The organism is Streptomyces capoamus (assembly GCF_014654935.1).
GTDB classification, from domain to species: domain Bacteria; phylum Actinomycetota; class Actinomycetes; order Streptomycetales; family Streptomycetaceae; genus Streptomyces; species Streptomyces capoamus.
Genome location: NZ_BNBF01000012.1, coordinates 189702 through 212047 on the forward strand (window position 1 = coordinate 189702; position 22346 = coordinate 212047).

General features: G+C 74.0%; 24 protein-coding genes and 1 riboswitch. Of the genes, 12 read left to right on the forward strand and 12 right to left on the reverse strand.

The window, feature by feature from the left end; translation table 11 throughout:
• On the forward strand, nucleotides 1-1220 hold a 1220-nt coding region (locus IE312_RS41040; RefSeq protein WP_229900204.1), incomplete at its 5' end, for a DUF4129 domain-containing transglutaminase family protein.
• An 83-nt stretch (nucleotides 1221-1303) separates the two neighbouring features.
• Here the strand turns inward: IE312_RS41040 and IE312_RS20520 are convergent.
• The 3 genes from IE312_RS20520 to IE312_RS20530 form a co-directional block, all read right to left on the reverse strand.
• Nucleotides 1304-1687 (reverse strand): SCO2097 family morphological protein, encoded by a 384-nt coding sequence (locus tag IE312_RS20520; RefSeq protein WP_189983814.1) that lies wholly within the window; start codon nucleotides 1685-1687, stop codon nucleotides 1304-1306.
• Nucleotides 1688-1984: 297 nt separating this feature from the next.
• Nucleotides 1985-2755, reverse strand: a complete 771-nt coding sequence (locus IE312_RS20525) for a methyltransferase (RefSeq protein ID WP_189983815.1) — start codon at nucleotides 2753-2755, stop codon at nucleotides 1985-1987.
• 496 nt (nucleotides 2756-3251) lie between these two features.
• Complete coding sequence (locus IE312_RS20530; RefSeq protein ID WP_189983816.1) at nucleotides 3252-3845, reverse strand: SAV_6107 family HEPN domain-containing protein; 594 nt, start codon at nucleotides 3843-3845, stop codon at nucleotides 3252-3254.
• A 161-nt stretch (nucleotides 3846-4006) separates the two neighbouring features.
• On the opposite strand from IE312_RS20530, the gene IE312_RS20535 reads away from it, so the two are divergent.
• The 4 genes from IE312_RS20535 (at nucleotide 4007) to IE312_RS20550 (ending at nucleotide 9539) form a co-directional block, all read left to right on the forward strand.
• Nucleotides 4007-4912, forward strand: coding sequence for an ATP-binding cassette domain-containing protein (locus tag IE312_RS20535; protein ID WP_189983817.1), 906 nt, complete (start codon nucleotides 4007-4009; stop codon nucleotides 4910-4912).
• Nucleotides 4884-6968, forward strand: a complete 2085-nt coding sequence (locus IE312_RS20540; protein WP_189983818.1) for a YhgE/Pip family protein — start codon at nucleotides 4884-4886, stop codon at nucleotides 6966-6968. The genes IE312_RS20535 and IE312_RS20540 overlap by 29 nt, the downstream gene beginning before the upstream one ends.
• A 47-nt stretch (nucleotides 6969-7015) precedes the next feature.
• A complete protein-coding gene (locus tag IE312_RS20545) occupies nucleotides 7016-7645 on the forward strand; it encodes a TetR/AcrR family transcriptional regulator (protein ID WP_189983819.1) in 630 nt (209 codons plus the stop codon).
• 385 nt (nucleotides 7646-8030) lie between these two features.
• Nucleotides 8031-9539: a phytoene desaturase family protein gene (locus tag IE312_RS20550; protein WP_189983820.1), complete on the forward strand. Its 1509-nt coding sequence runs from the start codon at nucleotides 8031-8033 to the stop codon at nucleotides 9537-9539.
• 24 nt (nucleotides 9540-9563) lie between these two features.
• On the opposite strand, the gene IE312_RS20555 is transcribed toward IE312_RS20550, so the two are convergent.
• From IE312_RS20555 to IE312_RS20580, 6 genes are all read right to left on the reverse strand, one after another.
• The gene (locus IE312_RS20555) at nucleotides 9564-10496 is read right to left on the reverse strand and encodes an SCO2102 family sporulation regulator (protein ID WP_189983821.1); all 933 of its coding nucleotides are present in this window, start codon (nucleotides 10494-10496) and stop codon (nucleotides 9564-9566) included.
• 56 nt (nucleotides 10497-10552) lie between these two features.
• On the reverse strand, nucleotides 10553-11476 hold the full coding sequence (metF, locus tag IE312_RS20560; protein WP_189983822.1) for a methylenetetrahydrofolate reductase [NAD(P)H]: 924 nt from the start codon (nucleotides 11474-11476) through the stop codon (nucleotides 10553-10555).
• 96 nt (nucleotides 11477-11572) lie between these two features.
• Nucleotides 11573-12223 carry a thiamine phosphate synthase gene (thiE, locus tag IE312_RS20565; RefSeq protein WP_189983823.1) on the reverse strand — a complete coding sequence of 217 codons (651 nt, stop codon included), beginning with the start codon at nucleotides 12221-12223 and terminating at the stop codon, nucleotides 11573-11575.
• Between the two features lie 104 nt (nucleotides 12224-12327).
• Entirely contained in the window at nucleotides 12328-12693 is a 366-nt protein-coding gene (locus IE312_RS20570; RefSeq protein WP_189983824.1) for an Rv2175c family DNA-binding protein, read from the reverse strand.
• Nucleotides 12694-12797: 104 nt separating this feature from the next.
• On the reverse strand, nucleotides 12798-14030 hold the full coding sequence (locus IE312_RS20575; RefSeq protein ID WP_189983825.1) for an NAD(P)/FAD-dependent oxidoreductase: 1233 nt from the start codon (nucleotides 14028-14030) through the stop codon (nucleotides 12798-12800).
• Nucleotides 14031-14062: 32 nt separating this feature from the next.
• Nucleotides 14063-14437, reverse strand: a complete 375-nt coding sequence (locus tag IE312_RS20580; protein ID WP_189983826.1) for an avidin-fold protein — start codon at nucleotides 14435-14437, stop codon at nucleotides 14063-14065.
• A 52-nt stretch (nucleotides 14438-14489) separates the two neighbouring features.
• Nucleotides 14490-14601, forward strand: a riboswitch (TPP riboswitch).
• On the opposite strand from IE312_RS20580, the gene thiO reads away from it, so the two are divergent.
• The 6 genes from thiO (at nucleotide 14599) to IE312_RS20610 (ending at nucleotide 20339) form a co-directional block, all read left to right on the forward strand.
• Nucleotides 14599-15768: a glycine oxidase ThiO gene (thiO, locus tag IE312_RS20585; protein ID WP_189983827.1), complete on the forward strand. Its 1170-nt coding sequence runs from the start codon at nucleotides 14599-14601 to the stop codon at nucleotides 15766-15768. It overlaps the preceding riboswitch by 3 nt.
• On the forward strand, nucleotides 15765-15977 hold the full coding sequence (gene thiS, locus IE312_RS20590) for a sulfur carrier protein ThiS (RefSeq protein ID WP_189983828.1): 213 nt from the start codon (nucleotides 15765-15767) through the stop codon (nucleotides 15975-15977). The genes thiO and thiS overlap by 4 nt, the downstream gene beginning before the upstream one ends.
• 3 nt (nucleotides 15978-15980) lie before the next feature.
• Nucleotides 15981-16775: a thiazole synthase gene (locus IE312_RS20595; protein ID WP_189983829.1), complete on the forward strand. Its 795-nt coding sequence runs from the start codon at nucleotides 15981-15983 to the stop codon at nucleotides 16773-16775.
• 131 nt (nucleotides 16776-16906) lie between these two features.
• Nucleotides 16907-18829 carry a Stk1 family PASTA domain-containing Ser/Thr kinase gene (gene pknB / locus IE312_RS20600; protein WP_189983830.1) on the forward strand — a complete coding sequence of 641 codons (1923 nt, stop codon included), beginning with the start codon at nucleotides 16907-16909 and terminating at the stop codon, nucleotides 18827-18829.
• A gap of 57 nt (nucleotides 18830-18886) precedes the next feature.
• Nucleotides 18887-19765 carry a deoxyribonuclease IV gene (locus IE312_RS20605; RefSeq protein ID WP_189983831.1) on the forward strand — a complete coding sequence of 293 codons (879 nt, stop codon included), beginning with the start codon at nucleotides 18887-18889 and terminating at the stop codon, nucleotides 19763-19765.
• Nucleotides 19766-19838: 73 nt separating this feature from the next.
• A complete protein-coding gene (locus tag IE312_RS20610) occupies nucleotides 19839-20339 on the forward strand; it encodes a DUF4396 domain-containing protein (RefSeq protein WP_189983832.1) in 501 nt (166 codons plus the stop codon).
• A gap of 19 nt (nucleotides 20340-20358) precedes the next feature.
• Here the strand turns inward: IE312_RS20610 and IE312_RS20615 are convergent, their stop codons facing one another.
• Entirely contained in the window at nucleotides 20359-20991 is a 633-nt protein-coding gene (locus IE312_RS20615) for a sulfite oxidase-like oxidoreductase (RefSeq protein WP_189983833.1), read from the reverse strand.
• Nucleotides 20992-21165: 174 nt separating this feature from the next.
• On the opposite strand from IE312_RS20615, the gene bfr reads away from it, so the two are divergent.
• Nucleotides 21166-21648, forward strand: coding sequence for a bacterioferritin (gene bfr / locus IE312_RS20620; RefSeq protein WP_189983834.1), 483 nt, complete (start codon nucleotides 21166-21168; stop codon nucleotides 21646-21648).
• 3 nt (nucleotides 21649-21651) lie between these two features.
• On the opposite strand, the gene IE312_RS20625 is transcribed toward bfr, so the two are convergent.
• Both IE312_RS20625 and IE312_RS41045 read right to left on the reverse strand, forming a co-directional pair.
• The gene (locus IE312_RS20625) at nucleotides 21652-21876 is read right to left on the reverse strand and encodes a (2Fe-2S)-binding protein (protein WP_189983835.1); all 225 of its coding nucleotides are present in this window, start codon (nucleotides 21874-21876) and stop codon (nucleotides 21652-21654) included.
• Nucleotides 21877-22026: 150 nt separating this feature from the next.
• Nucleotides 22027-22346, reverse strand: a 320-nt coding sequence (locus IE312_RS41045) for a 3-deoxy-7-phosphoheptulonate synthase (protein ID WP_229900206.1), incomplete at its 5' end; no start/stop codon positions are given.

Consider the following 22346-nt stretch of genomic DNA (forward strand, 5'->3'; position numbering starts at 1 on the left):
GCTACCAGGTGACCAGCCTGGACGTGCGGCCGACCGCGCGGCAGCTGGCCGCCGCGCCCGAGCCGCCGGCCGCGCTGCAGAGCGAGTACACGAAGTTGCCGTCGTCGCTGCCGAAGGTGGTGGAGCGCACCGCCAGGCAGATCACCGCGGGCGCGGACAACCACTACGAGGAAGCGGTCAAGCTCCAGGACTGGTTCGCCGTCACCGGCGGCTTCCAGTACGACACCTCGGTGAAGGTGGGCCACGGTCCCGGCGCCATAGCGAACTTCCTGAAGCAGAAGGAGGGCTTCTGCGTCCACTTCTCCTTCGCGATGGCGGCGATGGCCCGCACCCTCGGCATCCCGGCCCGCGTAGCCGTGGGCTTCGCACCCGGCACCGTGCAGGCCGACGGCACCATCTCGGTGACCCAGAAGGACGCGCACGCCTGGCCCGAGCTGTACTTCGAGGGCGTCGGCTGGACGCGTTTCGAGCCGACCCCGACCCGGGGCACCGCACCGTCGTACACCCAGTCGGACACCCCGGGCAGCTCGCTGCCGGAGGAGGCGCTGCCCTCCAAGGGCGCGTCGTCGGCGCCCTCGGCCGCGGCGTCGCCGAGCGAGAGCTGCGGCGGCCGGCTGCGTGAGCTCCAGCCCTGCGACAGCCCGTCCGCCGCGGTGGCGGCGCAGCACGACGGCAGCGGCACGGACTGGTGGGGGCGGCTGCTGATCGCCGTGGGGGCACTGCTGGTGCTGGCGGTTCCGCTGACGCCGCTGCTGTGGCGCAAGCGGGTGCGCGCACTGCGGCTGGGCGGGCACGCCCGGACCGCGCGGGGCGTGGCGGAACACACCCTGGCGGCCTGGCAGGAGCTGACGGACAGCGCCTGGGACCACGGCATCCCGCCGGACGAGTCGCTGACCCCGCGCAAGGCCGCCGACCGGATCGTCCGGCTCGGACGTCTCGATCCGGCCGCCGGGTCCGCCGTGCACCGGCTGGCGGACGCGGTGGAGCAGGTGCTGTACGCGCCCGCACCGCGCCCGGCGGCGGGAGCGGCGCAGGACGTCCGCCGGGTGACCGAGGGGCTGCGGGCCGGGGCGAGCGGCGGGACGCGGCTGCGAGCGCTGTTCCTGCCCCGCTCCTCGGTCCGGGTCATGTGGGCGGTGTCGGCCCGCTGGGCGGCGCTGCGGACCCGGGTGGCGGCGGCCCGGCCGGCGCTGCGCCGGCCGTCCGGGCAGCGCGGCTGAACGCACACGCCTGAGGGGCGGCCACCGGATGGTGGCCGCCCCTCAGGCGTGTCTGCTGTGTCCGGCGCGGGAAGCGCCGGGGATCAGTGGCCCTGCTCGTCCCGGCGGCGCTGCCAGCGCTGCTCGATCCGGTCCATCATGGAGCGCCTCGGACGCGCCTGGCGGCGCATTCCGGCCGGGGGCTGCTCCCCCGGCTTCGGGGTCTTGCGCCAGCCGGTGACGGCGAGCACGGCGCAGCCGAGCATGACGAGGAAACCGACCACGCTGACCCAGATCAGCTGCGCGACCATTCCGGCCATGAGGAGCGCGATACCCGCGAGGAAGCCTGCGACCGCCTGGTAGACCCGCCGCCGGGTGTACGTCCGCAGCCCGTTTCCCTCAAGCGCCGACGCGAACTTGGGGTCTTCGGCGTACAGCGCTCGCTCCATCTGCTCAAGCATTCGCTGCTCGTGCTCAGAGAGCGGCACGGAGTCCTCCTCATCGTGCAGTCGCCGGGGGCGACCCGGGGGGTCCCTTCAGGATAGGCAGGGAATCGCCCCCGTGAAACCCGCCCCTCTACGCCAATCGGCCAACCGGAATCCGTCATGGCCGCACCGGCTCGCTGAGGCTTCCATTCCCCGGCGGCCGACCCGTCATGCCGGGTTGGTGTACCTCGATCATACGGCGCAAACCCCTCGATCGGGGGGCTTGTGGCGTACTCCATCCACTGCCGAGACGCTGATCAGCGGCACGGCCCGGTGGTGCGCTGCCGTGCCGGCGGGCGCTCAGGCCCCGGCGGCACCCCTGGTCTCACCGAGCACGTGCAGCTGGGTGGCCACGGAGTGGAAGGCGGGCAGTTCGGCCGCCGCGGCCTCCAGCTTCAGCAGCGCGTCCAGGGCGCCGGGCTCGGTGTCCACCAGGACACCGGGCACGAGGTCGGCGAAGACGCGCACCCCGTGCACCGCGCCGACCCGCAGGCCGGCGCCCTCGACGAGCGCGGTGAGCTGCTCGGCGGTGAAGCGGCGGGGCACCGGGTCGCCGCTGCCCCAGCGGCCGTCGGGGTCGGTCAGCGCCTGCCGTGCCTCGGTGAAGTGGCCGGCGAGGGCGCGGGCGAGGACGGCTCCGCCGAGGCCGGCGGCGAGCACGCTGAGGACGCCCTCCGGGCGCAGTGCGGCGACCGCGTTGCGGATGCCCTCCGCCGGGTCGTCCACGTACTCCAGGACACCGTGGCACAGGACGGCGTCCTGGCCGCCGCGCTCGACCACGTCGAACAGGCCGTGCGCGTCGCCCTGGACACCCCTGACCCGGTCGGCGACGCCGGCCTCGGCGGCCCGGCGCTCCAGTGCGAACAGGGCATTGGGGCTGGGGTCGACGACGGTGACCCGGTGGCCGAGGCGGGCGAGGGGCACGGCGAAGTTGCCGCTGCCGCCGCCGGTGTCGAGGACGTCCAGCGAGTCCCGGCCCGTGGCCTTGACCCGGCGGTCGAGGGCGTCCTGCAGGACCTCCCAGACCACGGCGGTACGGAGAGAGGCGCGGGGGCGCGTCGGGTCCGACACGAGATGACTCCTCGGCAGGGCGAACGTCAGGAGAGGTCCACCCTATTGCTTCCGTCCCGTGCCTGGTCACCGCGGCGGCGTACGACTCGCGGCGCCCGGCCCGACGAAGACCGTGCCGGGGCCGCACGGGACGCCGAGCACGCGGCCGGACCGCGGCACGCCGGACGCCGGGGTGGGAGCGGCACGCCGGACACCGGGCGGGGATGCGGACGCCGGGGCGGGGCGCCGCACGCCGGCCGGCGGGACGCGGACGCCGGCCGGCGGGGCGGGGCGCAGCACGTCGGACCGCCGGGGCGGGAGTGCCCCACGCCGGCCGCCGGGGCGCGGCACACCGAACCGCCGGGGCGAGGCGCGGACGCCGGGCGGGGATGCGGACGCCGGGGCGGGGCGGTGTGGTTCGCCGGTGCTCGGCCGGGGCCGGCCGCGGGATGATGGGCCGGTGCCCGCGCCCGTGCCGGTGGAGGGGTGTTGTGGCGCGCGCCGGGTTGGCGGCCCGTCAGCCCGCGTCCGGCAGGCCGTTTCCCTTCCGGCCGCCCTCCTTCCCCGGGCCGTCCGCCCCGGCGCCGGTGTCGCCGTCTGCGTCCTGGCGGGGCTGCGGCAGCACCGGCTGGAGGACGAGCATCCGCTCCACGATGCGCAGGAACATCGCCACGTCCCTTATCAGGTCGTCGGCGTCCCGCCGCCCGGCCGCGCCCTGGATGCCCGCCTCGGCGCGGGCCCGGCGCGCGGCGCCCGAGGCGAACAGCGCGCTCCACTCGGTCAGCTCGGGCGCGATCTCGGGCAGTACCTCCCAGGCGCTGCGGATGCGAGCCCGGCGGCGCGGGGAGGTCTCGGGCCGGCCCCGGGCGGCGAGTACGGCGGCGGCGGTGCGCAGGGCGGCCAGGTGGGCCGTCGCGTAGCGCTCGTTCGGTGTGTCCTGGACGGTGGCCTCCTCCAGTCCGGCCCGGGCCTGGGCGAGCAGGTCGAGGGCGGCGGGCGGGGCCGTGGCCCGGCGGAGCACGGGGTGCACGTCGCTCGCCGGGCCGGTCAGTGAGGGGGCAGGGCCGGTGGCGCGGCGCCGGCGGGCGGCGGCTGCGGACGAGTGGGCCATGACGAACCTCCTGTCGTCTGGTGACGGCACGTATGCCGTATGTGCCCATCGTGCGGTATGCCACTGACAATCCGTTCTGACCTGCACTTTTGCCTCGACCGTAGGTTCGGGCGTATTTTTGCACTGACCAGTCAGTTCAAATCAGCCACGCAGGGGGGCCAGTGGACGCCACGGTCGGCGCGGACGTCAGGGCCGAGGGCCTCGGACTCAAGGGGCCACGGGGGTGGGCCTTCCGCGGCGTCACCCTGGACGCGGAGCCCGGCTCACTGATCGCGATCGAGGGACCGTCCGGCTCCGGCCGCACGAGCCTGCTGCTCGCGCTCACGGGACGGATGAAGCCCACCGAAGGAGTGGCCGCTGTCGGGGGGTTCAAACTCCCCCGCCACATGGCGGCCCTGCGCCGGGTCAGCGCGGTGGCCAACGTCAGCGGGGTGACCGACCTGGAGCCGGCCCTCACCGTCGGCGAGCACCTGCGCGAACGGGCCCTGCTGCAGCGCCGGTTCGACGACTCCCTGCGCGAGCTGCTGCGGCCCCGCGCCCAGCGCACGCACGAGGCGCGGCTGCGGGTCGACGCGGCCCTGGCCGCCGCCGGGCTGGACCTGGAGACGCTGCCGAAGGGTTCCCGGACCGCCGTGCGCGACCTGGAACGGCCGCAGGAGGTGCGGCTGTCGCTCGCGCTGGCCCTGCTGGGCCGGCCCCGGCTGCTCGGCGTGGACGACATCGACATGAAGCTCTCGGACGCCGAACGCGACGAGATCTGGGCCGTACTGCGGTCCCTCACGCGCGCGGGGACGACCGTCGCGGCCGTGTGCCGCACCGCCCCCGGGGACTGCGTCACCGTGCGCACCGGGCGGACGGCGGCCGAACCGGACGGCCCCGGCCCGCGGAACGCACCGGGCGCCGGGCCGGACGCCGGCCCGCGGTCCGGCCCGGACGACGGCCCGGACGACGACCCGGACGACGACCCGGCCGGCGGCCCGGACGACGAGCCGCAGCACGAGTCCGCGCGACCCGAGCCGAAGAAGGAGGAAGCCGGCGATGCGCTCACCGAGGCTGGCCGCGCTTGAGCTGAGGCGCTTCGGACGCGGCAGGCTGCCGCGCGCCGCCCTGGTCGCCCTGCTCGTGCTGCCCCTGCTGTACGGCGCCCTGTACCTGTGGTCCTTCTGGGACCCGTACGGCCGCCTGGACCGGATCCCGGTGGCCCTGGTGAACGACGACAAGGGCGCCACGGCGGGCGGGAAGAAGATCACCGCCGGGGACGACATCGTCGACGGGCTGCGCGACAGCCGGACCTTCGAGTGGCACGAGGTGAGCGACGAGGAGGCCCGCGCGGGCGTCGAGGACGGCACCTACTACCTGTCACTGACCATGCCGGCCGACTTCAGCCGCCGCATCGCGTCCAGCTCGGGTGACTCCCCCGAGACGGGCGCCCTCCGGGTGCGCACCAACGACGCGAACAACTACATCGTGGGCCAGATCTCCCGCACCGTCTTCAACGAGGTGCGCTCGGCGGCCTCGTCCAAGGCCTCCCGGGGCTTCCTGGACAAGATCTTCGTGTCCTTCTCCGACATCCACGACAAGACCGTCACGGCGGCGCGGGGCGCGGACAAGCTGAACAGTGGCATCGGGAAGGCGGAGAAGGGCTCCAAGGACCTGGCGGACGGGCTGAAGGAGGCCAAGGGCGGCAGCGGCAAGCTGGCCAAGGGCCTGAGGAAGCTCGACACCGGCTCCGGCGACCTCCAGCAGGGCTCGCGGCAGGTCGCCGACGGCACCCAGGCCCTCGCCGACAAGGTCAACGGCGTCTACGCCGAGGCGGGGCCGTTCCTGAGGACCAACGAGAGGACCATCGGGGACACCGCCCGGCTGGTCTCCGACTCGGCGAAGGCGGTGAAGGACAACCTGGACGTGCTCGTGAAGCGCGCGCCGGCCGCCGCGAAGGTCGCCCACGGGGCGTCCGCCCTCCTCGACAAGATCTACCAGGAGCGCTGCACGGGCGCGACCGTCCCGGATCCCAACTGCCCCGAGCTGAAGCGGGCCAGGACGGCCGCCGCCGAGGTGGCCACCGTCGCCGACGACCTCAACACGCTGATCGCCGACCAGGACGGCGACCTGAAGACGATGCGGGACAACCTCGGCACGCTGCAGAAGCAGGCCGACGCCCTCGCCGCGCGCGCCCCGCACCTGTACGAGGACGTCGACGACGCCGTCAAGAAGATCAACAAGCTGAACACCGGCGCGCAGAAGGTCGCCGCCGGTGCCGAGAAGCTGCACACGGCGATCGGCACGGCGCACACCGGCGCGGTCACGCTGGACCAGGGCATCGGCACCGCCAAGTCGGGCGCCGAGACCCTGAACGGCGGCCTGTACAAGCTCTCGGACGGCTCCGGGAAGCTGGCCGGCGGCCTGCATTCGGGCGCGAAGAAGATCCCGGACTACGGCAAGCAGGACCGCGACCGGCGCACCGGCGTGATGGCCGACCCGGTGAAGCTGGCCACGCACGACCTGCACAAGGCGCCGAACTACGGCACCGGGTTCGCGCCCTACTTCATCCCGCTGTCCCTGTGGGTCGGCGCGATGGTGGCCTACATGCTGATCCCGCCGCTGAACCGGCGTGCCCTCGCGGCCGGTTCCTCCGCCTGGCGGATCGCGCTGGCCGGCTGGCTCCCGGTGGTCGTGCTGGGCGTGCTCCAGGTGGTCGCGCTGATGGCCGTGCTGCACTGGGCGATCGGGCTGCAGATGCTGCGGGCGGCCGGCACGATCGGCTTCCTGTGCCTGGTCACGGCGTGCTTCGCGGCGATCGTGCAGTGGCTGAACGCCCGCTTCGGCGCGGCCGGCCGGATCCTGGTGCTCGCGCTGCTGATGCTCCAGCTGACCTCGGCGGGCGGAACCTATCCCGTGCAGACGAGCCCGGGCTTCTTCAACGCGATCCACCCGTTCCTGCCGATGAGCTACATCGTGGAGGCGCTGCGCCGGCTGATCACGGGCGGCGGGCTCGGTCCGGTGTGGCAGGCGTGCGGGGTGCTCACCGCGTTCACCGCCGGCGCCCTGGCGCTGACGGCCCTGGCGGCCCGCCGCCGCCAGGTGTGGACGCTGGACCGGCTGCACCCGGAGCTGAGCCTGTGATCCGGGGGCGGCGTCCGCACACGCGCGCACCTGTGAGAATCGGTGCCATGGAAAGCAGCAGCGCCAGGGCCGGCGGCAGCACACGCCGCGAGGCCACCCGGCAGAAGCTCTACGAGGCGGCCGTCACCCTCATCGCCGAGCAGGGCTTCTCCGCGACCACGGTGGACGAGATCGCCGAGCGGGCCGGGGTCGCGAAGGGCACGGTCTACTACAACTTCGCGAGCAAGTCGGTTCTCTTCGAGGAGCTGCTGAGGCACGGCGTCGGCCTGCTCACCGCCTCCCTGAAGGAGGCGGCCGAGCAGACGGAACGCGAGGGCGGCGGCAAGGTGGACGCGCTGGACGCGATGGTCCGCGCGGGACTGGTCTTCATCGACCGCTACCCGGCCTTCACCCAGCTGTACGTCGCCGAGCTGTGGCGCACCAACCGGGCCTGGCAGTCCACCCTGATGGTGGTGCGGCAGGAGGCGGTCGCGGTGGTCGAGGGGGTGCTGCGCGAGGGCGTGGCGGCCGGCGAGTTCAGCGACGAGATCGACGTCCAGCTGACCGCGGCGGCGCTGGTCGGCATGGTCCTGGTGGCCGCGCTGGACTGGAAGTCCTTCCAGCCCGAGCGCTCCCTGGACGACGTCCACGCGGCCCTGTCCCGGCTGCTCCAGGGACGGGTCAGCGGCACGGTCTGAGGGCGGGACACACGCGGAAGGCGCCGGTCCGCTGCCGGACCGGCGCCTCGCGCTTCCCCCTCCCCCGTGTCCCCCGTCTCCCCCGTCTCCCCCGTACGGACCCCCGTGGTGGTCTCTCCCCCGAGGCCCCCGTGTCTCGCTTCCGCCGACGGATCGGCGGAAGGAGCGACCGGCGGGCGCGCACCGTTCCGCCGCCCCGTGCCGGCGGTGCCGGGCCACGCCCCCTGCCGTGCCTCCACTCTCCCGTCCCGGCGGCCCGCGTCCCATCCGCGCACGTACTCATCTCGCGGTCTGAGTACCCGTACTCAGCCGTCCGCGCCGGCCCCGTCCGCGCCCGGGCCGCCCGGCGGCCGGGGCGCCGGGGGCGGTCGATAAAGTCGCGGTCATGGCACGGATTGCGGTGATCGGCGCCGGGATGGGCGCGATGGCGGCTGCCGCCCGGCTGGCCGTCGCGGGCCACCGGGTGGTGGTGTACGAGCGCATGGGGACGTACGGCGGTGCGGTGCGCCGGTTCGAACGGGAGGGTTTCCGCTTCGACACGGGCCCGGGGCTGCTGACGCTGCCCGCCGTGTACCGCGATCTGTTCCTCAAGACGGGCAAGGAGCCGCTGGAGGACTGCGTCGAACTGGTCCAGGTCGACCCCTCGTCGCGGCACGTCTTCGCCGACGGCACGGAGGTGTCCCTGCCCAACGCCTCCCGCGCGGGCGTGGTCGCGGCGCTGGACGAGGCGCTGGGCGCGGGGGCGGGCGAGCGCTGGGGCGAGTTCCTGGTGCGCGCCCGCGAGGCCTGGGACCGCACCCGCCGGCCGCTGCTGGAGGAGCCGCTGTGGCCCAACTGGGAGGTGCTGGCCGGCAAGGAGCCGTACCCGGGCACCCGGTACAAGCGGCTGCTGCGCACCCACCGGGTGGTCAAGCTGGACGAGATCGGCCGACGGGAGCTGCGCGACCCCCGGCTGGTCCAGCTGTTGGCGGGGTACGCGCTCGCGTACGGCGTCGACCCCGGCATCGCCCCGGCGAGCGCCGCCGTACTGCCCTACATGGAGCACGCCTTCGGCACCTGGTACGTGCGCGGCGGGGTCCGCGAGCTGGCGCGCGCGGTGTACGAGCGGTGCCTGAAGCGCCGGGTGGAGTTCGTCTTCGGCGCCGAGGCGGTCCGGGTCCTGGAGGAGGACGGCCGGGCGGCCGGGGTGGAGCTGGCGGACGGGACGGTGGCCGAGGCGGACTTCGTCGTCGGCGGGGGTCCCTGGCGGCTGCGCGGCCTGCTCGCGGACGGGGAACTGTACGGCCCGCGGGACGTGCCGCCGGCCGCCGAGGACCGCTGTCCGGGCCGGGTGGTCGTGTGCCTGGCGCTGCGCGGGGCGCGGGAGCCCGGCGCGGCGCACCGCACGGTGGTGCACTCGGCCGACGCCGACGGGGACCTGGAGCTGTTCCGGCACGGGGTCGTGCCGGACCTGCCGGAGGTCGTCGTGGACCGGCCGGACGACCCGGCGCTGCGCCCCGACGCCGGCCACGAGTCCGTGGTGCTGACGGCCACCGTGCCGTCAGCGGCGCGGTACGACTGGGCCGCGCCGGGGGCCGCCGACGCCTTCGCGGACCGGCTGGTGGCCGCCGCCGAGCGCGCCGTACCGGGGCTGCGCGAGCGGGTGCTGTGGCGGGAGGTCCGCACCCCGCTGGACACCGAGCGGGAGACGGGCGCCACGGGGGGTGCGGTTCCGCCGCCCGCGCTGGCCGGGCCGGAGGGTGTGCTGCACCCGGCCAACACCACGGCGGTGCCGGGTCTGTTCGCCGTGGGCGGCTGGTCGCACCCCGGCGGCGGCCTCGCGCACGCCGGCATGTCGGGTGCGCTGGTGGCCGGGCTGATCGTGGAGGGGCCGGAGTTCCGCGGCTCGCGGTAGGCGGGCCGGCGCGGGGCGCCTCCCTCAGAAGCGGTACTGCTCGTCGTACCCGGCGCCGGGCTGCTGCTGGCCGCCCGTGGTGTGCGGGTACGGCTGTTCCTGCGGGAGTGCGCCGCCGTACGTCTCGTCGGTGCGCTGCTGCGGCACCCACACCCCGCCGGCCGGGGTTCCCTCGTAACCGCCCGTGGCGTAGGGGTCCTGGGCGTAGCCCTGCTGCTGGTACTGCTGGCCGTACCCCTGGTCGTAGGAGCCGTAGGACTGGCTGCCGATGTACGGGTCGGAGTAGTTGGCGTAGCCCTGCTGGCCCGTGGTGTCGTAGCCGTGGGCCTGCTGGGCGTAGCCGGAGTAGTCGTAGGCGTAGCCCTGCTGGGCGGGGTCCGTGGGGGCGGGGTTCGCGTGGGCGGGGTCGCCGTAGAGGCCGTAGGTGCCGGTGTCGTCGGGCAGGGGCTGCGGCTCGTAGACGGCGGTGTTCCCGGCGGGGTCGGTCGCGCGCGGGGGTGCCGGGGTGAAGACGTCGTCGCGGTCGTAGTCGTCGTCGTGGTCGGCGTGGTCGGCGTAGTCGGCGTGCGTCCGGCCGGAGCCGTGCACGTCCTGGCCGGCGTCCCGGTCGTCGGCGAGCGCGGCGTCGGTGTCCCGCGGATCGGGTCCGGGCCGGTCCGACCGGCCGCGGCGGCGCTTGCTGCCGCCGCCCGTCTCCGCTTCGGGCCGCTTGACCGCCCAGCCGGAGGCGAAGCCGCGGCGGAACGACAGCGTGACGTAGGTCTGTCCGACGGCGAAGGCGATGGCGCCGGCCCCGATCACGATGACGGAGGGCATCAGCACGCCCAGCACGACGCCGAGGAAGCCGGCGAAGGCGAGCAGGCGCCAGCGCAGCCGCGCCTTGTACTGCAGCAGCACCTCGCCCAGCAACCACAGCGCGACGACGCCGAACGCGATGTAGAGGACCGTCCAGCCCATGTACGCCCCTCTCCCAGTGGCCGTTACGCAGTGTGTCGTACCGCGGTGCGGCCGGTCTAGGCCCGCGGGGGATGGTGCAGGCCCAGGTTCTCGTAGATTTCCAGGGTCGCCGTGGAGCTGTTCAGCGTGATGAAGTGCAGTCCGGGCACTCCCTCGGCCAGCAGCCGGGCGCAGAACTCCGTGGCGAACTCGATACCGATGGAGCGTACCGCCGCCGGATCGTCCTTCGCCGAGAGGATCCGCTCTTTCAGGGCGTCCGGGAAGCGGGCGTTGCTCAGTTTCGGCAGCCGCTCCAGCATCTTCACGCTGGTGACCGGCAGGACCTCGGGGATCACCGGGGTCTCGCAGCCCGCGGCCGCCACCCGGTCGCGCAGCCGCAGGTACGACTCCGGCCGGAAGAACATCTGTGTGATGGCGTAGTCGGCGCCCGCGCGGCACTTGTCCACGAAGTGGGCGACGTCGGTGTCCCAGTCCGCGGAGCGCGGGTGCATCTCCGGGAATGCGGCGACGCCCACGCAGAAGTCGCCCGACTCCTTGATGAGCCGGACGAGTTCGGCGGCGTAGGTCAGCCCCCGCGGGTGCGGTACCCACTCGCCCATCGGGTCGCCGGGCGGGTCGCCGCGCACGGCGAGCATGTTGCGGATGCCGGCGTCCGCGTACTGGCCGATGATGTTGCGCAGCTCGGCGATGGAGTGGTCGACCGCGGTGAGGTGGGCGACCGGGGTGAGCGTGGTGTCGGCGACGATCTGCTGGGTCTCCTTGACGGTGCCCGCGCGGGTGGAGCCGCCGGCCCCGTAGGTCACGGAGACGAAGTCGGGGGCGACGGCCTCGACCCGCCGGAGCGCGCTCCACAGGTTCCGCTCGCCCTTGGGGGTCTTCGGCGCGGAGAACTCGAACGAGTACGTCGTCTTGCCGGCGGCAAGGACGTCGCGCACGGTCCGTGCGCGGTCAGTCCTGGTGGATGCGGTTCCGAGGGCCATACCGGCAGGTTAGCCAGGGGTGGGCGGTCCCCCAACCGGATGCCGGATATTTGCCCGATTTGTCGGTGCTGTGTCCAGCAAGTGGACAGAAAGACTCTAGTCGGCGTCCCGCAGCCGCTTCGCGAGCTGTGCCGCCGCCGTGCCCGGGTCGTCCGCCTCGGTGATCGCGCGGACCACGACCACCCGGCGGGCGCCGGCGTCCAGCACCTGGTCCAGGGTGCCCAGGTCGATGCCGCCGATGGCGAACCAGGGGCGGTCGGTGCCGAGGGCCGCCGTGGAGCGGACCAGGCCGAGCCCCGGGGCGTGCCGGCCGGGCTTGGTGGGGGTGGGCCAGCAGGGGCCGGTGCAGAAGTAGTCCACGCCCTCCTGCACGGCGGCCGCGGCGGCCTCCGCCTCGGCGTGCGTGGAGCGGCCGATGAGGACGCCGTCGCCGAGGATCGCGCGGGCCGCGGGGACCGGGAGGTCGCCCTGGCCGAGGTGGAGCACGCCGGCGCCGGCGGCGTGGGCGACGTCCGCCCGGTCGTTGACCGCGAGCAGCTTGCCGTGCCGGGCGCAGGCCTCGGCGAAGACCTCGAGGTGCTCCAGCTCCTCGGCGGCCTCCAGGCCCTTGTCACGCAGCTGGACGATGTCGACACCGCCGGCCAGGACCGCGTCCAGGAACTCGGGCAGGTCGCCCTGGCGCTTGCGGGCGTCCGTGCAGAGGTACAGGCGGGCGTCGGCCAGCGCGGCGCGGGCGGTGTCGGACATGCGTGGGTCCCCCCGTGGTCGGTGTGCCTGGTGGTTCGGGGCGGTGGCGTACGGGTGTCCGGCCCGCACGCCACCTCCTGCCGCGGGTCGTGCCGCGGGTCGGCTCAGACGGCGAGTGCCTGGGCGCGGCGCTTCACCTCCGTGCCGCGATTCTCGCTCAGGGCCTGCGCGGGGGTGCCGGGCAGGGTCGGGTCGGGGGTGAAGAGCCACTCGATCATCTCTTCGACCGTGAAGCCGTCGTCCCGCAGGAGCGTCAGGGTCCCGACCAGGCCCTTGACGACCTTGTCCTCGTCGATGAAGGCGGCGGGGACGTGCAGCGCCTTGTTCTCACCTCGGCGCACGGCGATGAGCTGGCCCTCCTTGACCAGCTGCCGGACGCGCGTCACCTCGACGCCGAGCATGTCGGCGATGTCGGGAAGAGTGAGCCAGGCGGGGACGAGAGCATCGATCTTTGCGTCAATCTCGGTCACGGGGACAAGCCTAGGCGCTCCGCCGGACCGGCCGCGATCCGTCATCGGCCGTCCGCGGGTCCGGTGGCGCCGCTCGGAGTGCTCCCGCGCCCCTTTCGGGCCCCTCAGCCGGCCGTGGTGTCCTTCAGGGGGCGGCCCGGGTCGGCCAGGGCTTCGGGGTCCATGGTCCGGCCCGCCTCGATCAGCCGGCGGCCCTGGGCCAGGTCCCGGGGGCGGCCCACCGCCAGCAGGGCCACCAGGCGGCCCTCGCGCAGCCAGCACACCGTCCAGGACGGGCCGGCCGGGTCGCCGCGCCACACCAGGCGGTCGGCGGCGGCGTGGTGCCCGGCGTACTGCACGAACCGGCCGAACTGCTCGGACCAGAAGTACGGCACCGGGTCGTAGACGGCCGGGGTCTCGCCGAGGATGTTCGCGGCGACCGTGCGCGGGCCCTGCAGGGCGTTGTCCCAGTGGTGGACCAGGAGCCGTTCGCCGTAGCGGGCCGAGGGGAAGGAGGCGCAGTCGCCGACGGCGTACACGTCCGGGAGCGAGGCGCGCAGGCGGTCGTCGGCGAGGACCTCGCCGTGCGGGCCCAGCTCGATGCCGGAGCCGGCCAGCCAGGCGGTGGCGGGGCGGGCGCCGATGCCGACGACGACGGCGCCGGCGGGCAGCCGGGTGCCGTCGGTGAGCACCACCTCACCGGGCTCGACGCGCTCCACGCGCGCGCCGGTGCGCAGGTCGGCGCCCGCGTCGGCGTACCAGGCGGCCATGGGCGCGGCGACCTCGGTGGGCAGGGCGCCGGCGAGCGGGTGCTCGGCGGCCTCCACGACGGTCACGGCGCAGCCGGCCTCGCGGGCGGCGGTGGCGAACTCGGCGCCGATCCAGCCGGCGCCCACGACCACGACGTCGTGCCGGCGGGCGAGCACGGGCCGCAGCCGTTCGGCGTCGTCCAGGGTGCGCAGCAGGTGCACACCGGGCACGCCCTCGGCGCCGGGCAGCCGGACCGGTTCGGCGCCGGTGGCGACGACCAGGACGTCGTACGGCACCGGGCCCGCCTCGGTGTCCAGCTCGTGCCCGGCGGGGCGCAGGCCCAGCACCCGGCAGCCGAGCCGCAGCTCGACCCCCAGGGAGTCGAAGTCCACCTCGAAGGCGGAGCCCTCGGCCTTGCCGAGCAGCACCGCCTTGGACAACGGCGGCCGGTCGTACGGCTGGTGCGGCTCGGCGCCGATGACGGTCACGCTGCCCCGGAAGCCCTGTTCGCGCAGGGCGACCGCGGTCTGCACCCCGGCCATGCCCGCGCCGACGACGACCACGCGCCGGCCGGCCGCCGCGCCCTCTTGCGCTGTCTGCTCGCTCACCCGATCACCATAGACAATTGACGAACCGTCAGTCAGGGGGCCTGCCCGGTGACCTGTCCGGTGATCTGTCCGGTGATCTGTTCCACGATGCTCGTACCGGAACCCGGCCCGGACTCCCACTCCCAGGTCTCCTCCAGCCGCACCCGCCCGTCCGGCAGCTCGACGACCGTGGACACGCAGTGCCCGGAGGCGGTCGTCCCGTCGGTCTTCAGCTGCACGTACCGGAAGTCCAGCCGGTCCCCCTCCCGGGTGCCCACCAGACGGCCGCGTACGACGTCGCCGCCGGCGTACTCGGCCCAGATCCCACCGTCCTCCTCGTGGTAGGCGAAGCGGGTGCGGGTGCCCACCTGACCTGGCGCCTGGTCCGCCACGGGGGCGAGGATCAGTCCGTCGAGCGACCGGGCCATGGAACGGGCTCCCTTACGGGTGAGGAGGGCTGCGGGCTAGGGTGGCCACCGTACAAGCACTCGCGGGAGCCCGGACGCACCGGGCTGAGAGGGAGGCTGGCGGCCTCCGACCGTACGAACCTGATCCGGGTCATGCCGGCGAAGGGAGGGGCTGGACGCCCATGTCGTCACGTACGTCCGACGTCCTCGTCATCGGGGGCGGGATCATCGGCCTGGTCACGGCCTGGCGCGCGGCGCAGCGCGGGCTGGCCACGGCCGTGGTGGACCCCGAGCCCGGCGGCGGGGCCGCGCAGGTCGCGGCCGGGATGCTGGCCGCGGTCACCGAACTGCACTTCGGCGAGGAGACCCTGCTCGCCCTCAACCTGGAATCGGCCCGCCGCTACCCCGGCTTCGCGGCCGAGCTGACCGAGCTGACGGGCCATGACCTCGGCTACCGCCGCTGCGGCACCCTCGCCGTCGCGCTGGACTCCGACGACCGGGCCCACCTGCGGGAACTGCACGCACTCCAACGGCGCTCGGGGCTCGACTCGGAGTGGCTGTCCGGGCGGGACTGCCGACGCCTGGAGCCGATGCTGGCGCCGGGCGTGCGCGGCGGGCTGCGGGTGGACGCCGACCACCAGATCGACCCGCGCCGGCTCGCGGCGGCCCTGGTGGCCGCGTGCGAGCGGTCCGGGGTGGTGTTCCACCGCGCCTGGGCGGAGCGCCTGGACGTGGTGCGCGACCGCGCCGCCGGGGTCACCACCGCGGACGGCACCGCGCTGCGCGCCGGCCAGGTGGTCCTGGCGGCCGGCAGCCTGAGCGGGCGGCTGCCGGGCGTGCCGGACGAGCTGCTGCCCCCGGTGCGGCCGGTCAAGGGGCAGGTGCTGCGGCTGACCGTGCCGCGCCGGTACGCGCCGTTCCTCAGCCGGACCGTCCGGGCCGTGGTGCGCGGCAGCCACGTCTACCTGGTGCCCCGGGAGAACGGCGAACTGGTCGTCGGGGCCACCAGCGAGGAGCTGGGCTGGGACACCACGGTCACGGCGGGGGGCGTGTACGAGTTGCTGCGCGACGCCCATGAGCTGGTGCCCGGCATCACCGAACTGCCGCTGGCCGAGACCCGGGCCGGGCTGCGCCCCGGCTCCCCCGACAACGCGCCGCTGCTCGGCCCGTCCGGCCTCGCCGGACTGCTGCTGGCCACCGGGCACCACCGCAACGGGGTGCTGCTGACGCCGGTCACGGGGGACGTGCTGGCACAGCTCCTGGTGACCGGTGAACTCCCGGAGGAAGCCCGTCCGTTCGCCCCGTGGCGCTTCGGCGCCGCGCCCGCGCAGAAGCTGGAGCAGCCCGCGTGAACAGCCCGGTCCGGATTTCCGTCAACGGGGAGCGCCGGGAGATCGCCCCGGGCACCGCCCTCGACACCCTCGTGCAGACCCTCACCGCGGCGCCGCGGGGGGTGGCCGCCGCCGTCAACGAGACCGTCGTCCCGCGCGCGCAGTGGGCGACGACCGCCCTCGCCGACGGCGACCGGGTCGAGGTCCTCACCGCCGTACAGGGAGGCTGAGCCATGGCCGACGACTCCTTGGTCCTCGGTGACCTGACCCTGTCCTCCCGGCTGATCATGGGCACGGGCGGGGCGCCCAGTCTCGAGGCGCTGGAACGGGCGCTGGTCGCCTCCGGCACGGAACTGACCACGGTCGCGATGCGCCGGGTGGACCCGTCCGCGCACGGCTCGGTGCTGTCGGTGCTGGAGCGGCTCGGCATCCGGGTGCTGCCCAACACGGCGGGCTGCTTCACCGCCGGCGAGGCCGTGCTGACCGCCCGGCTGGCCCGGGAGGCGCTCGGCACGGACCTGGTGAAGCTGGAGGTCGTCGCCGACGAGCGGACCCTCCTGCCGGATCCGGTGGAGCTGCTGGAGGCGGCGGAGACGTTGGTCGACGACGGGTTCACGGTGCTGCCGTACACCAACGACGACCCCGTGCTCGCGCGGAAGCTGGAGGACGTGGGGTGCGCCGCGGTGATGCCGCTGGGGTCGCCGATCGGGTCCGGGCTCGGCATCCGCAACCCGCACAACTTCCAGCTGATCGTGGAGCGGGCCCGGGTGCCGGTGATCCTGGACGCGGGCGCCGGTACGGCGTCCGACGCGGCGCTCGCGATGGAGCTGGGGTGCGCGGGGGTGATGCTGGCCTCCGCGGTGACGCGGGCGCGGGACCCGGAGCGGATGGCCTCGGCGATGAGGCTCGCGGTGGAGGGGGGCCGGCTGGCCCGGCTGGCCGGGCGGATCCCGCGCCGGTACCACGCCGAGGCGTCGTCCCCCGCGGAGGGCCTGGCCGTGCTGGATCCCGAGCGTCCCGCTTTCTGACCGGTGCCGCGGTCCCGCGCGCCCCGTCCTGCCCGCGCGAGGTCGTGGGTGCGTCACAGGTCGGCTGCAGTGCCGGTGGGAAAGCGGTCTCGGCGCGGGAACCGCCGGTGCCCCCTCGTAGACTCCCCTGCGTGGATACGACCCTTCAGGACCCCCTCCTCGGGCAGGTGCTCGACGGCCGGTACCGCGTCGACGCGCGCGTCGCGGCCGGCGGTATGGCCACGGTGTACCGGGCCCTGGACACCCGTCTGGACCGCGTCCTCGCGCTGAAGGTGATGCACCCGGCGCTCGCGGCCGACGGGACCTTCGTCGAGCGGTTCATCCGGGAGGCGAAGTCCGTCGCCCGGCTCGACCACCCCAACGTGGTGCAGGTCTTCGACCAGGGGACCGACGGGTCGTACGTCTACCTGGCGATGGAGTACATCGCCGGCTGCACCCTGCGGGACGTGCTGCGCGAGCGGGGCGCGGTGCAGCCACGGGCCGCGCTGGACATCCTGGAGCCGGTGCTCGCCGCGCTCGGTGCCGCGCACCGGGCCGGGTTCGTGCACCGGGACATGAAGCCGGAGAACGTGCTGATAGGCGACGACGGCCGGGTAAAGGTCGCCGACTTCGGGCTGGTGCGCTCCGTGGACACCGTGACCAGCACGACGGGCGCCGTGCTCGGGACCGTCTCCTATCTCGCGCCGGAGCAGATCGAGCAGGGCACCACCGACCCGCGCGTCGACGTGTACGCGTGCGGGGTGGTCCTGTACGAGATGCTGACGGGCGGCAAGCCGCACTCAGGGGACTCCCCGGCCCAGGTGCTCTACAAGCACCTCCACGAGGACGTCCCCCCGCCCTCGGCGCTGGTGCCCGGGCTGCCGTACGTGCTGGACGAGCTGGTCGCGTCGGCCACGGCGCGGGTCCCGGACGTCCGGCCGCCGGACGCCGTCGCGCTGCTCGCCCAGGTCCGCGAGGCCCGCCCGACGCTGACCGACGAGCAGCTGGACGCGGTGCCGCCGCAGGCGCTGACCGCGGAGCACGACAACGCCGAGGACCGCACGAGCGTGCTCCCGCGCGCGCTGACGGTGCCCCGGCCGCCGCTGCCCGTCGACGAGGACCCGGACGGCGTGGACCGCACCGCCCGTTTCGCGAGCCCGCCCGTGCCGCCCCGCCGGCGCCCCGCGCGGCCTCCGCGCACGGTGCTGGCGCTGATCGCGGCCGTCCTGGTGGTGCTCGGTGTGGGCGCCGGCGTCTGGTACATCAACTCCGGCCAGTTCACCAAGGTGCCGCCGCTGCTGGCGCAGAGCGAGGCGCGGGCACGGGACCGGCTGAGCGCGGCCGGCCTGGACGTGGGCCAGGTCAAGCGGGCCTACAGCGACACCGTGGAGCGCGGTGCCGTGATCGGTTCCGATCCGGCGCCCGGCGCGCGGATCCGGGACCACGACTCGGTGGCGCTGACCGTGTCGCTGGGCCCGGAGACGGTGCACGTGCCGAACGTGAAGGGCCAGCCGCTCGCCAAGGCGCGGGCCCGGCTGAAGGCGGACGGCCTGGAGCCGGGCATGGTCACCCGGGAGTTCAGCGAGGACGTGGCCCGGGGCTCGGTGGTCGGCACGACGCCGGACGCGGGTACCGAGCGGCACGCGGGCTCGGCGATCGCGCTGATCGTGAGCAAGGGCAGTCCCGTCGACGTGCCGGACGTCAGCGGCGACAGCGTGGACGACGCCCGGCAGGAGCTGACGGACGCCGGCCTGAAGGTGCGGATCGCGGCCGGGCGGGTCAACTCCGCGTACGACAAGGGCCGGGTCGCCGCGCAGAGCCCGGACGAGGGCAGCCGGGCCGCCGAGGGCGACACGGTGACGCTCACCCTGTCCAAGGGCCCCGAGATGATCGAGGTCCCGGACGTGACCGGGGACAGCGTGGACGACGCGCACAAGGCCCTGGAGGCCGCCGGGTTCCAGGTGGACGAGGACCGCGGGCTGCTCGGGCTGTTCGGCGACACCGTGAAGAAGCAGTCGGTGGCGGCCGGCGACAAGGCACCCAAGGGGTCGACGATCACCATCACCATCCGGTGACCGGTCTCACCGGCGGCCGCGGCCCGGGGCGCGGGGCGGACATGACACCCTGAACGGGTGAGTCCCGTTGTCTCCCCCCTCCCCCGCAATCCCGTCGGCAGCCATGTGCCCGTGGCCGGCGGCCTGCACTCCGTGGGGCTGTCGTACGCCCGTGACCTGGGGGCGGAGACCGTGCAGGTCTTCGTCGCCAACCCGCGCGGCTGGGCCACCCCGGCCGGCAATCCGCGGCAGGACGAGGCGTTCCGCGCGGCGTGCGCCGAGGAGTCGGTCCCGGCGTACGTACACGCGCCGTACCTGATCAACTTCGGCTCGCACACCGAGGCGACGGTGGAGCGGTCGGTGGAGTCGCTGAGGCACTCACTGCGGCGCGGACGGGACATCGGCGCGCTGGGCGTGGTGGTGCACACCGGGAGCGCGACCGGCGGGCGGACCCGGGAGGCCGCGCTGGCGCAGGTGCGCGAGCGCCTGCTGCCGCTGCTGGACGAGCTGACCGAGGACGACGACCCGTTCCTGCTGCTGGAGCCGACCGCCGGGCAGGGCTCCTCGCTGTGCTCGCGGACCTGGGACCTCGGGCCGTACTTCGCGGCGCTGGACGCCCATCCGAAGCTGGGTGTGTGCCTGGACACCTGCCATGTCTTCGCCGCCGGGCACGACCTGGCCGGGCCGGGCGGGATGCACCGGACGCTGGACCTGCTGGTGGAGACCGTGGGCGAGGGGCGGCTGAAGCTGATCCACGCCAACGACTCGCAGGACGTGGTGGGCGCGCACAAGGACCGGCACGCGAACATCGGTGCCGGCCACATCGGCGAGGACCCGTTCCGGGCGCTCATGAGCCATCCGGCGACAGAGGGCGTCCCGCTGGTCATCGAGACGCCCGGCGGCAAGGAGGGGCACGCGGCGGACGTGGAGCGGCTGAAGAAACTGCGCGACGGGTAACCCCTCGGAATACCCCTGAGGGGTATACGGTTCCCGTCCGGTGCAGGAGCCGTCGTCCGACAGGGGGTACGTCATGCAGCACGAGGCGCACACGGAACAGGTACACCGCCACGCACATCACGGCGGCCGGCCGGGCGGGGCCGGCTGGAGCACGGCCGCGCGGGCCACCCTGCACTGCCTCACCGGCTGCGCCGTCGGCGAGGTGCTCGGCATGGTCGTCGGCACGGCGCTGGGCTGGGGCAGCCTGGCGACCACCCTGCTCGCGGTCGTGCTGGCCTTCTTCTTCGGCTACTCGCTCACCCTGCGCGGCATCCTGCGGGCCGGCGTCGGCTTCCGTGCGGCCCTGCGGGTGGCGCTCGCCGCGGACACCCTGTCCATCGCCGTGATGGAACTGATCGACAACGGGGTGATCGTGCTCTGGCCGTCCGCACGGGACGCCATGCTGGACGACGCGCTGTTCTGGATCTCGCTCGCGGTCTCGCTGGTGATCGCCTTCGTGGTGACCACCCCGGTCAACAAGTGGCTGATCGGCCGGGGCAAGGGGCACGCGGTGGTGCACCGGTACCACCACTGACGCGCCCGGGTGCCCGGCCTCAGAGCTCGGGGCCCTCCCCGGGCTGCTCCTGGTAGGAGTAGCGCTGCTCCTTCCAGGGGTCGCCGATGTTGTGGTAGCCGCGCTCCTCCCAGAAGCCGCGGCGGTCGGCGGTCATGTACTCCACGCCCCGCACCCACTTCGGGCCCTTCCAGGCGTACAGGTGGGGCACGATCAGGCGGACCGGGAAGCCGTGCTCGGCGGTGAGCAGCTCGCCGTCCTTGTGGGTGGCGAAGAGGGTGCGGTCGGAGGCGAAGTCGGACAGGCGCAGGTTGGAGCTGAAGCCGTACTCCGCCCAGACCATCACATGGGTGACGTCCGGCGCCGGCGGGGCGAGGTCCAGGACGGCCCGGGCGGGAATGCCGCCCCACTCGGCGCCGACCATGCTGAACTTCGTCACGCAGTGCAGGTCGGCCACCACGGTGGTGTACGGCAGGGCCGTGAACTCGTCGTGGTCCCAGGTGCGCTTGTCCCCGTCGGCCGTGGCGCCGAAGACCCGGAACTCCCAGCGCTCGGGCCGGAACTTCGGGACCGGCCCGTAGTGCGTGACCGGCCAGCCCCGCTGGAGCCGCTGACCCGGCGGAAGCTCGGACCCGGCCGCTGCCCCAGACTCTCGCTCCACCGGATGACCCATGTATCCATCCTGACAGACCTCGGGCAGTGCCCTTGACCACCCGCTCCCGAACCGGACAAGGTGCAGCAATCCAGCACGTACTTACTAAGTACGCACTTACTGGACGATCTTCGCCTCCGGTGCAATCATGCCGCCGCACCCTCTCCCGTGTCCCGTGTGGAAGGAGCCGCTGCGATGCAGGGCGACCCCGAGGTCATCGAGTTCCTCAACGAGCAGCTCACCGGCGAGCTGACCGCGATCAACCAGTACTTCCTGCACGCGAAGATGCAGGAGAACTTCGGCTGGTACAAGCTCGCCAAGTACACGCGGCACGAGTCGTTCGACGAGATGAAGCACGCGGAGGTGCTCACCGACCGGATCCTGTTCCTGGAGGGGCTGCCCAACTACCAGCGGCTCTTCCACGTCCGGGTCGGGCAGACGGTGCGGGAGATGTTCGAGGCCGACCGGCAGATCGAGGTCGAGGCGATCGACCGGCTGCGGCGGGGCATCAAGGTCATGCGCGAGAAGGGGGACGTCACGTCCGCCAACATCTTCGAGGACATCCTCGCCGACGAGGAACACCACATCGACTACCTCGACACCCAGCTGGAGCTGCTGGAGAAGCTCGGCGAGGCGCTCTACCTCGCCCAGGTGATCGAGCAGCCGGAGAGCAGCTGAGACCTAGGCCGCCTCGGGGAGACCCGTCGGCGCGGCAGATGTCCGGCCGGCCGGCTCGCGGCGCGGCAGGGCGCCCCGGCCGAGGAGGGCCTGGATGCGGCGCACGCACGAACCGCAGTCCGTGCCGGCCTTGCAGGCGGAGGCGATCTGGCGGGGGCTGCAGGCGCCGTTCTCCACGTGCTGCTTGACCTGCTCCTCGGTGACGCCGAAGCAGCTGCACACGTACACGCGGATCCACCTCCCGACGGGATCGCTGTCTCTGGTGCCGTCCCGTTCTCGGTGAGGCAAACCTAACCTAACCCATGCCGCGGGGGCCGCAAAAGGGAAAGGGGCACGGATCCCGTGTGATCCGCGCCCCTTCCGGTGTTCACCGGCCGCTCACTGGTCCCGGTACATCTCCGCGACGAGGAACGCCAGGTCCAGCGACTGGCTCCGGTTCAGCCGCGGGTCGCAGGCCGTCTCGTAGCGCTGGTGCAGGTCGTCCACGAAGATCTCGTCGCCGCCGCCCACGCACTCGGTGACGTCGTCGCCGGTCAGCTCCACGTGGATGCCGCCCGGGTGGGTGCCGAGCGCCTTGTGGACCTCGAAGAAGCCCTTGACCTCGTCCAGCACGTCGTCGAAGCGGCGGGTCTTGTGCCCGGAGGCCGCCTCGAAGGTGTTGCCGTGCATCGGGTCGGTCACCCAGGCCACCGTGGCAC

What these genes read in the sequence shown, in the direction of transcription:
- IE312_RS20610 (WP_189983832.1), top strand. Translation starts at nt 19,839, where the DNA reads ATGCAGCACGAGGCGCACACGGAACAGGTACACCGCCACGCACATCAC.
- IE312_RS20545 (WP_189983819.1), top strand. Translation starts at nt 7,016, where the DNA reads ATGGAAAGCAGCAGCGCCAGGGCCGGCGGCAGCACACGCCGCGAGGCC.
- IE312_RS20580 (WP_189983826.1), bottom strand. Translation starts at nt 14,437, where the DNA reads ATGGCCCGGTCGCTCGACGGACTGATCCTCGCCCCCGTGGCGGACCAG.
- IE312_RS20530 (WP_189983816.1), bottom strand. Translation starts at nt 3,845, where the DNA reads ATGGCCCACTCGTCCGCAGCCGCCGCCCGCCGGCGCCGCGCCACCGGC.
- IE312_RS20540 (WP_189983818.1), top strand. Translation starts at nt 4,884, where the DNA reads ATGCGCTCACCGAGGCTGGCCGCGCTTGAGCTGAGGCGCTTCGGACGC.
- metF (WP_189983822.1), bottom strand. Translation starts at nt 11,476, where the DNA reads ATGGCCCTCGGAACCGCATCCACCAGGACTGACCGCGCACGGACCGTG.
- bfr (WP_189983834.1), top strand. Translation starts at nt 21,166, where the DNA reads ATGCAGGGCGACCCCGAGGTCATCGAGTTCCTCAACGAGCAGCTCACC.
- IE312_RS20555 (WP_189983821.1), bottom strand. Translation starts at nt 10,496, where the DNA reads ATGGGCTGGACGGTCCTCTACATCGCGTTCGGCGTCGTCGCGCTGTGG.
- IE312_RS20550 (WP_189983820.1), top strand. Translation starts at nt 8,031, where the DNA reads ATGGCACGGATTGCGGTGATCGGCGCCGGGATGGGCGCGATGGCGGCT.
- thiO (WP_189983827.1), top strand. Translation starts at nt 14,599, where the DNA reads ATGTCGTCACGTACGTCCGACGTCCTCGTCATCGGGGGCGGGATCATC.
- IE312_RS20595 (WP_189983829.1), top strand. Translation starts at nt 15,981, where the DNA reads ATGGCCGACGACTCCTTGGTCCTCGGTGACCTGACCCTGTCCTCCCGG.
- thiE (WP_189983823.1), bottom strand. Translation starts at nt 12,223, where the DNA reads ATGTCCGACACCGCCCGCGCCGCGCTGGCCGACGCCCGCCTGTACCTC.
- IE312_RS20615 (WP_189983833.1), bottom strand. Translation starts at nt 20,991, where the DNA reads ATGGGTCATCCGGTGGAGCGAGAGTCTGGGGCAGCGGCCGGGTCCGAG.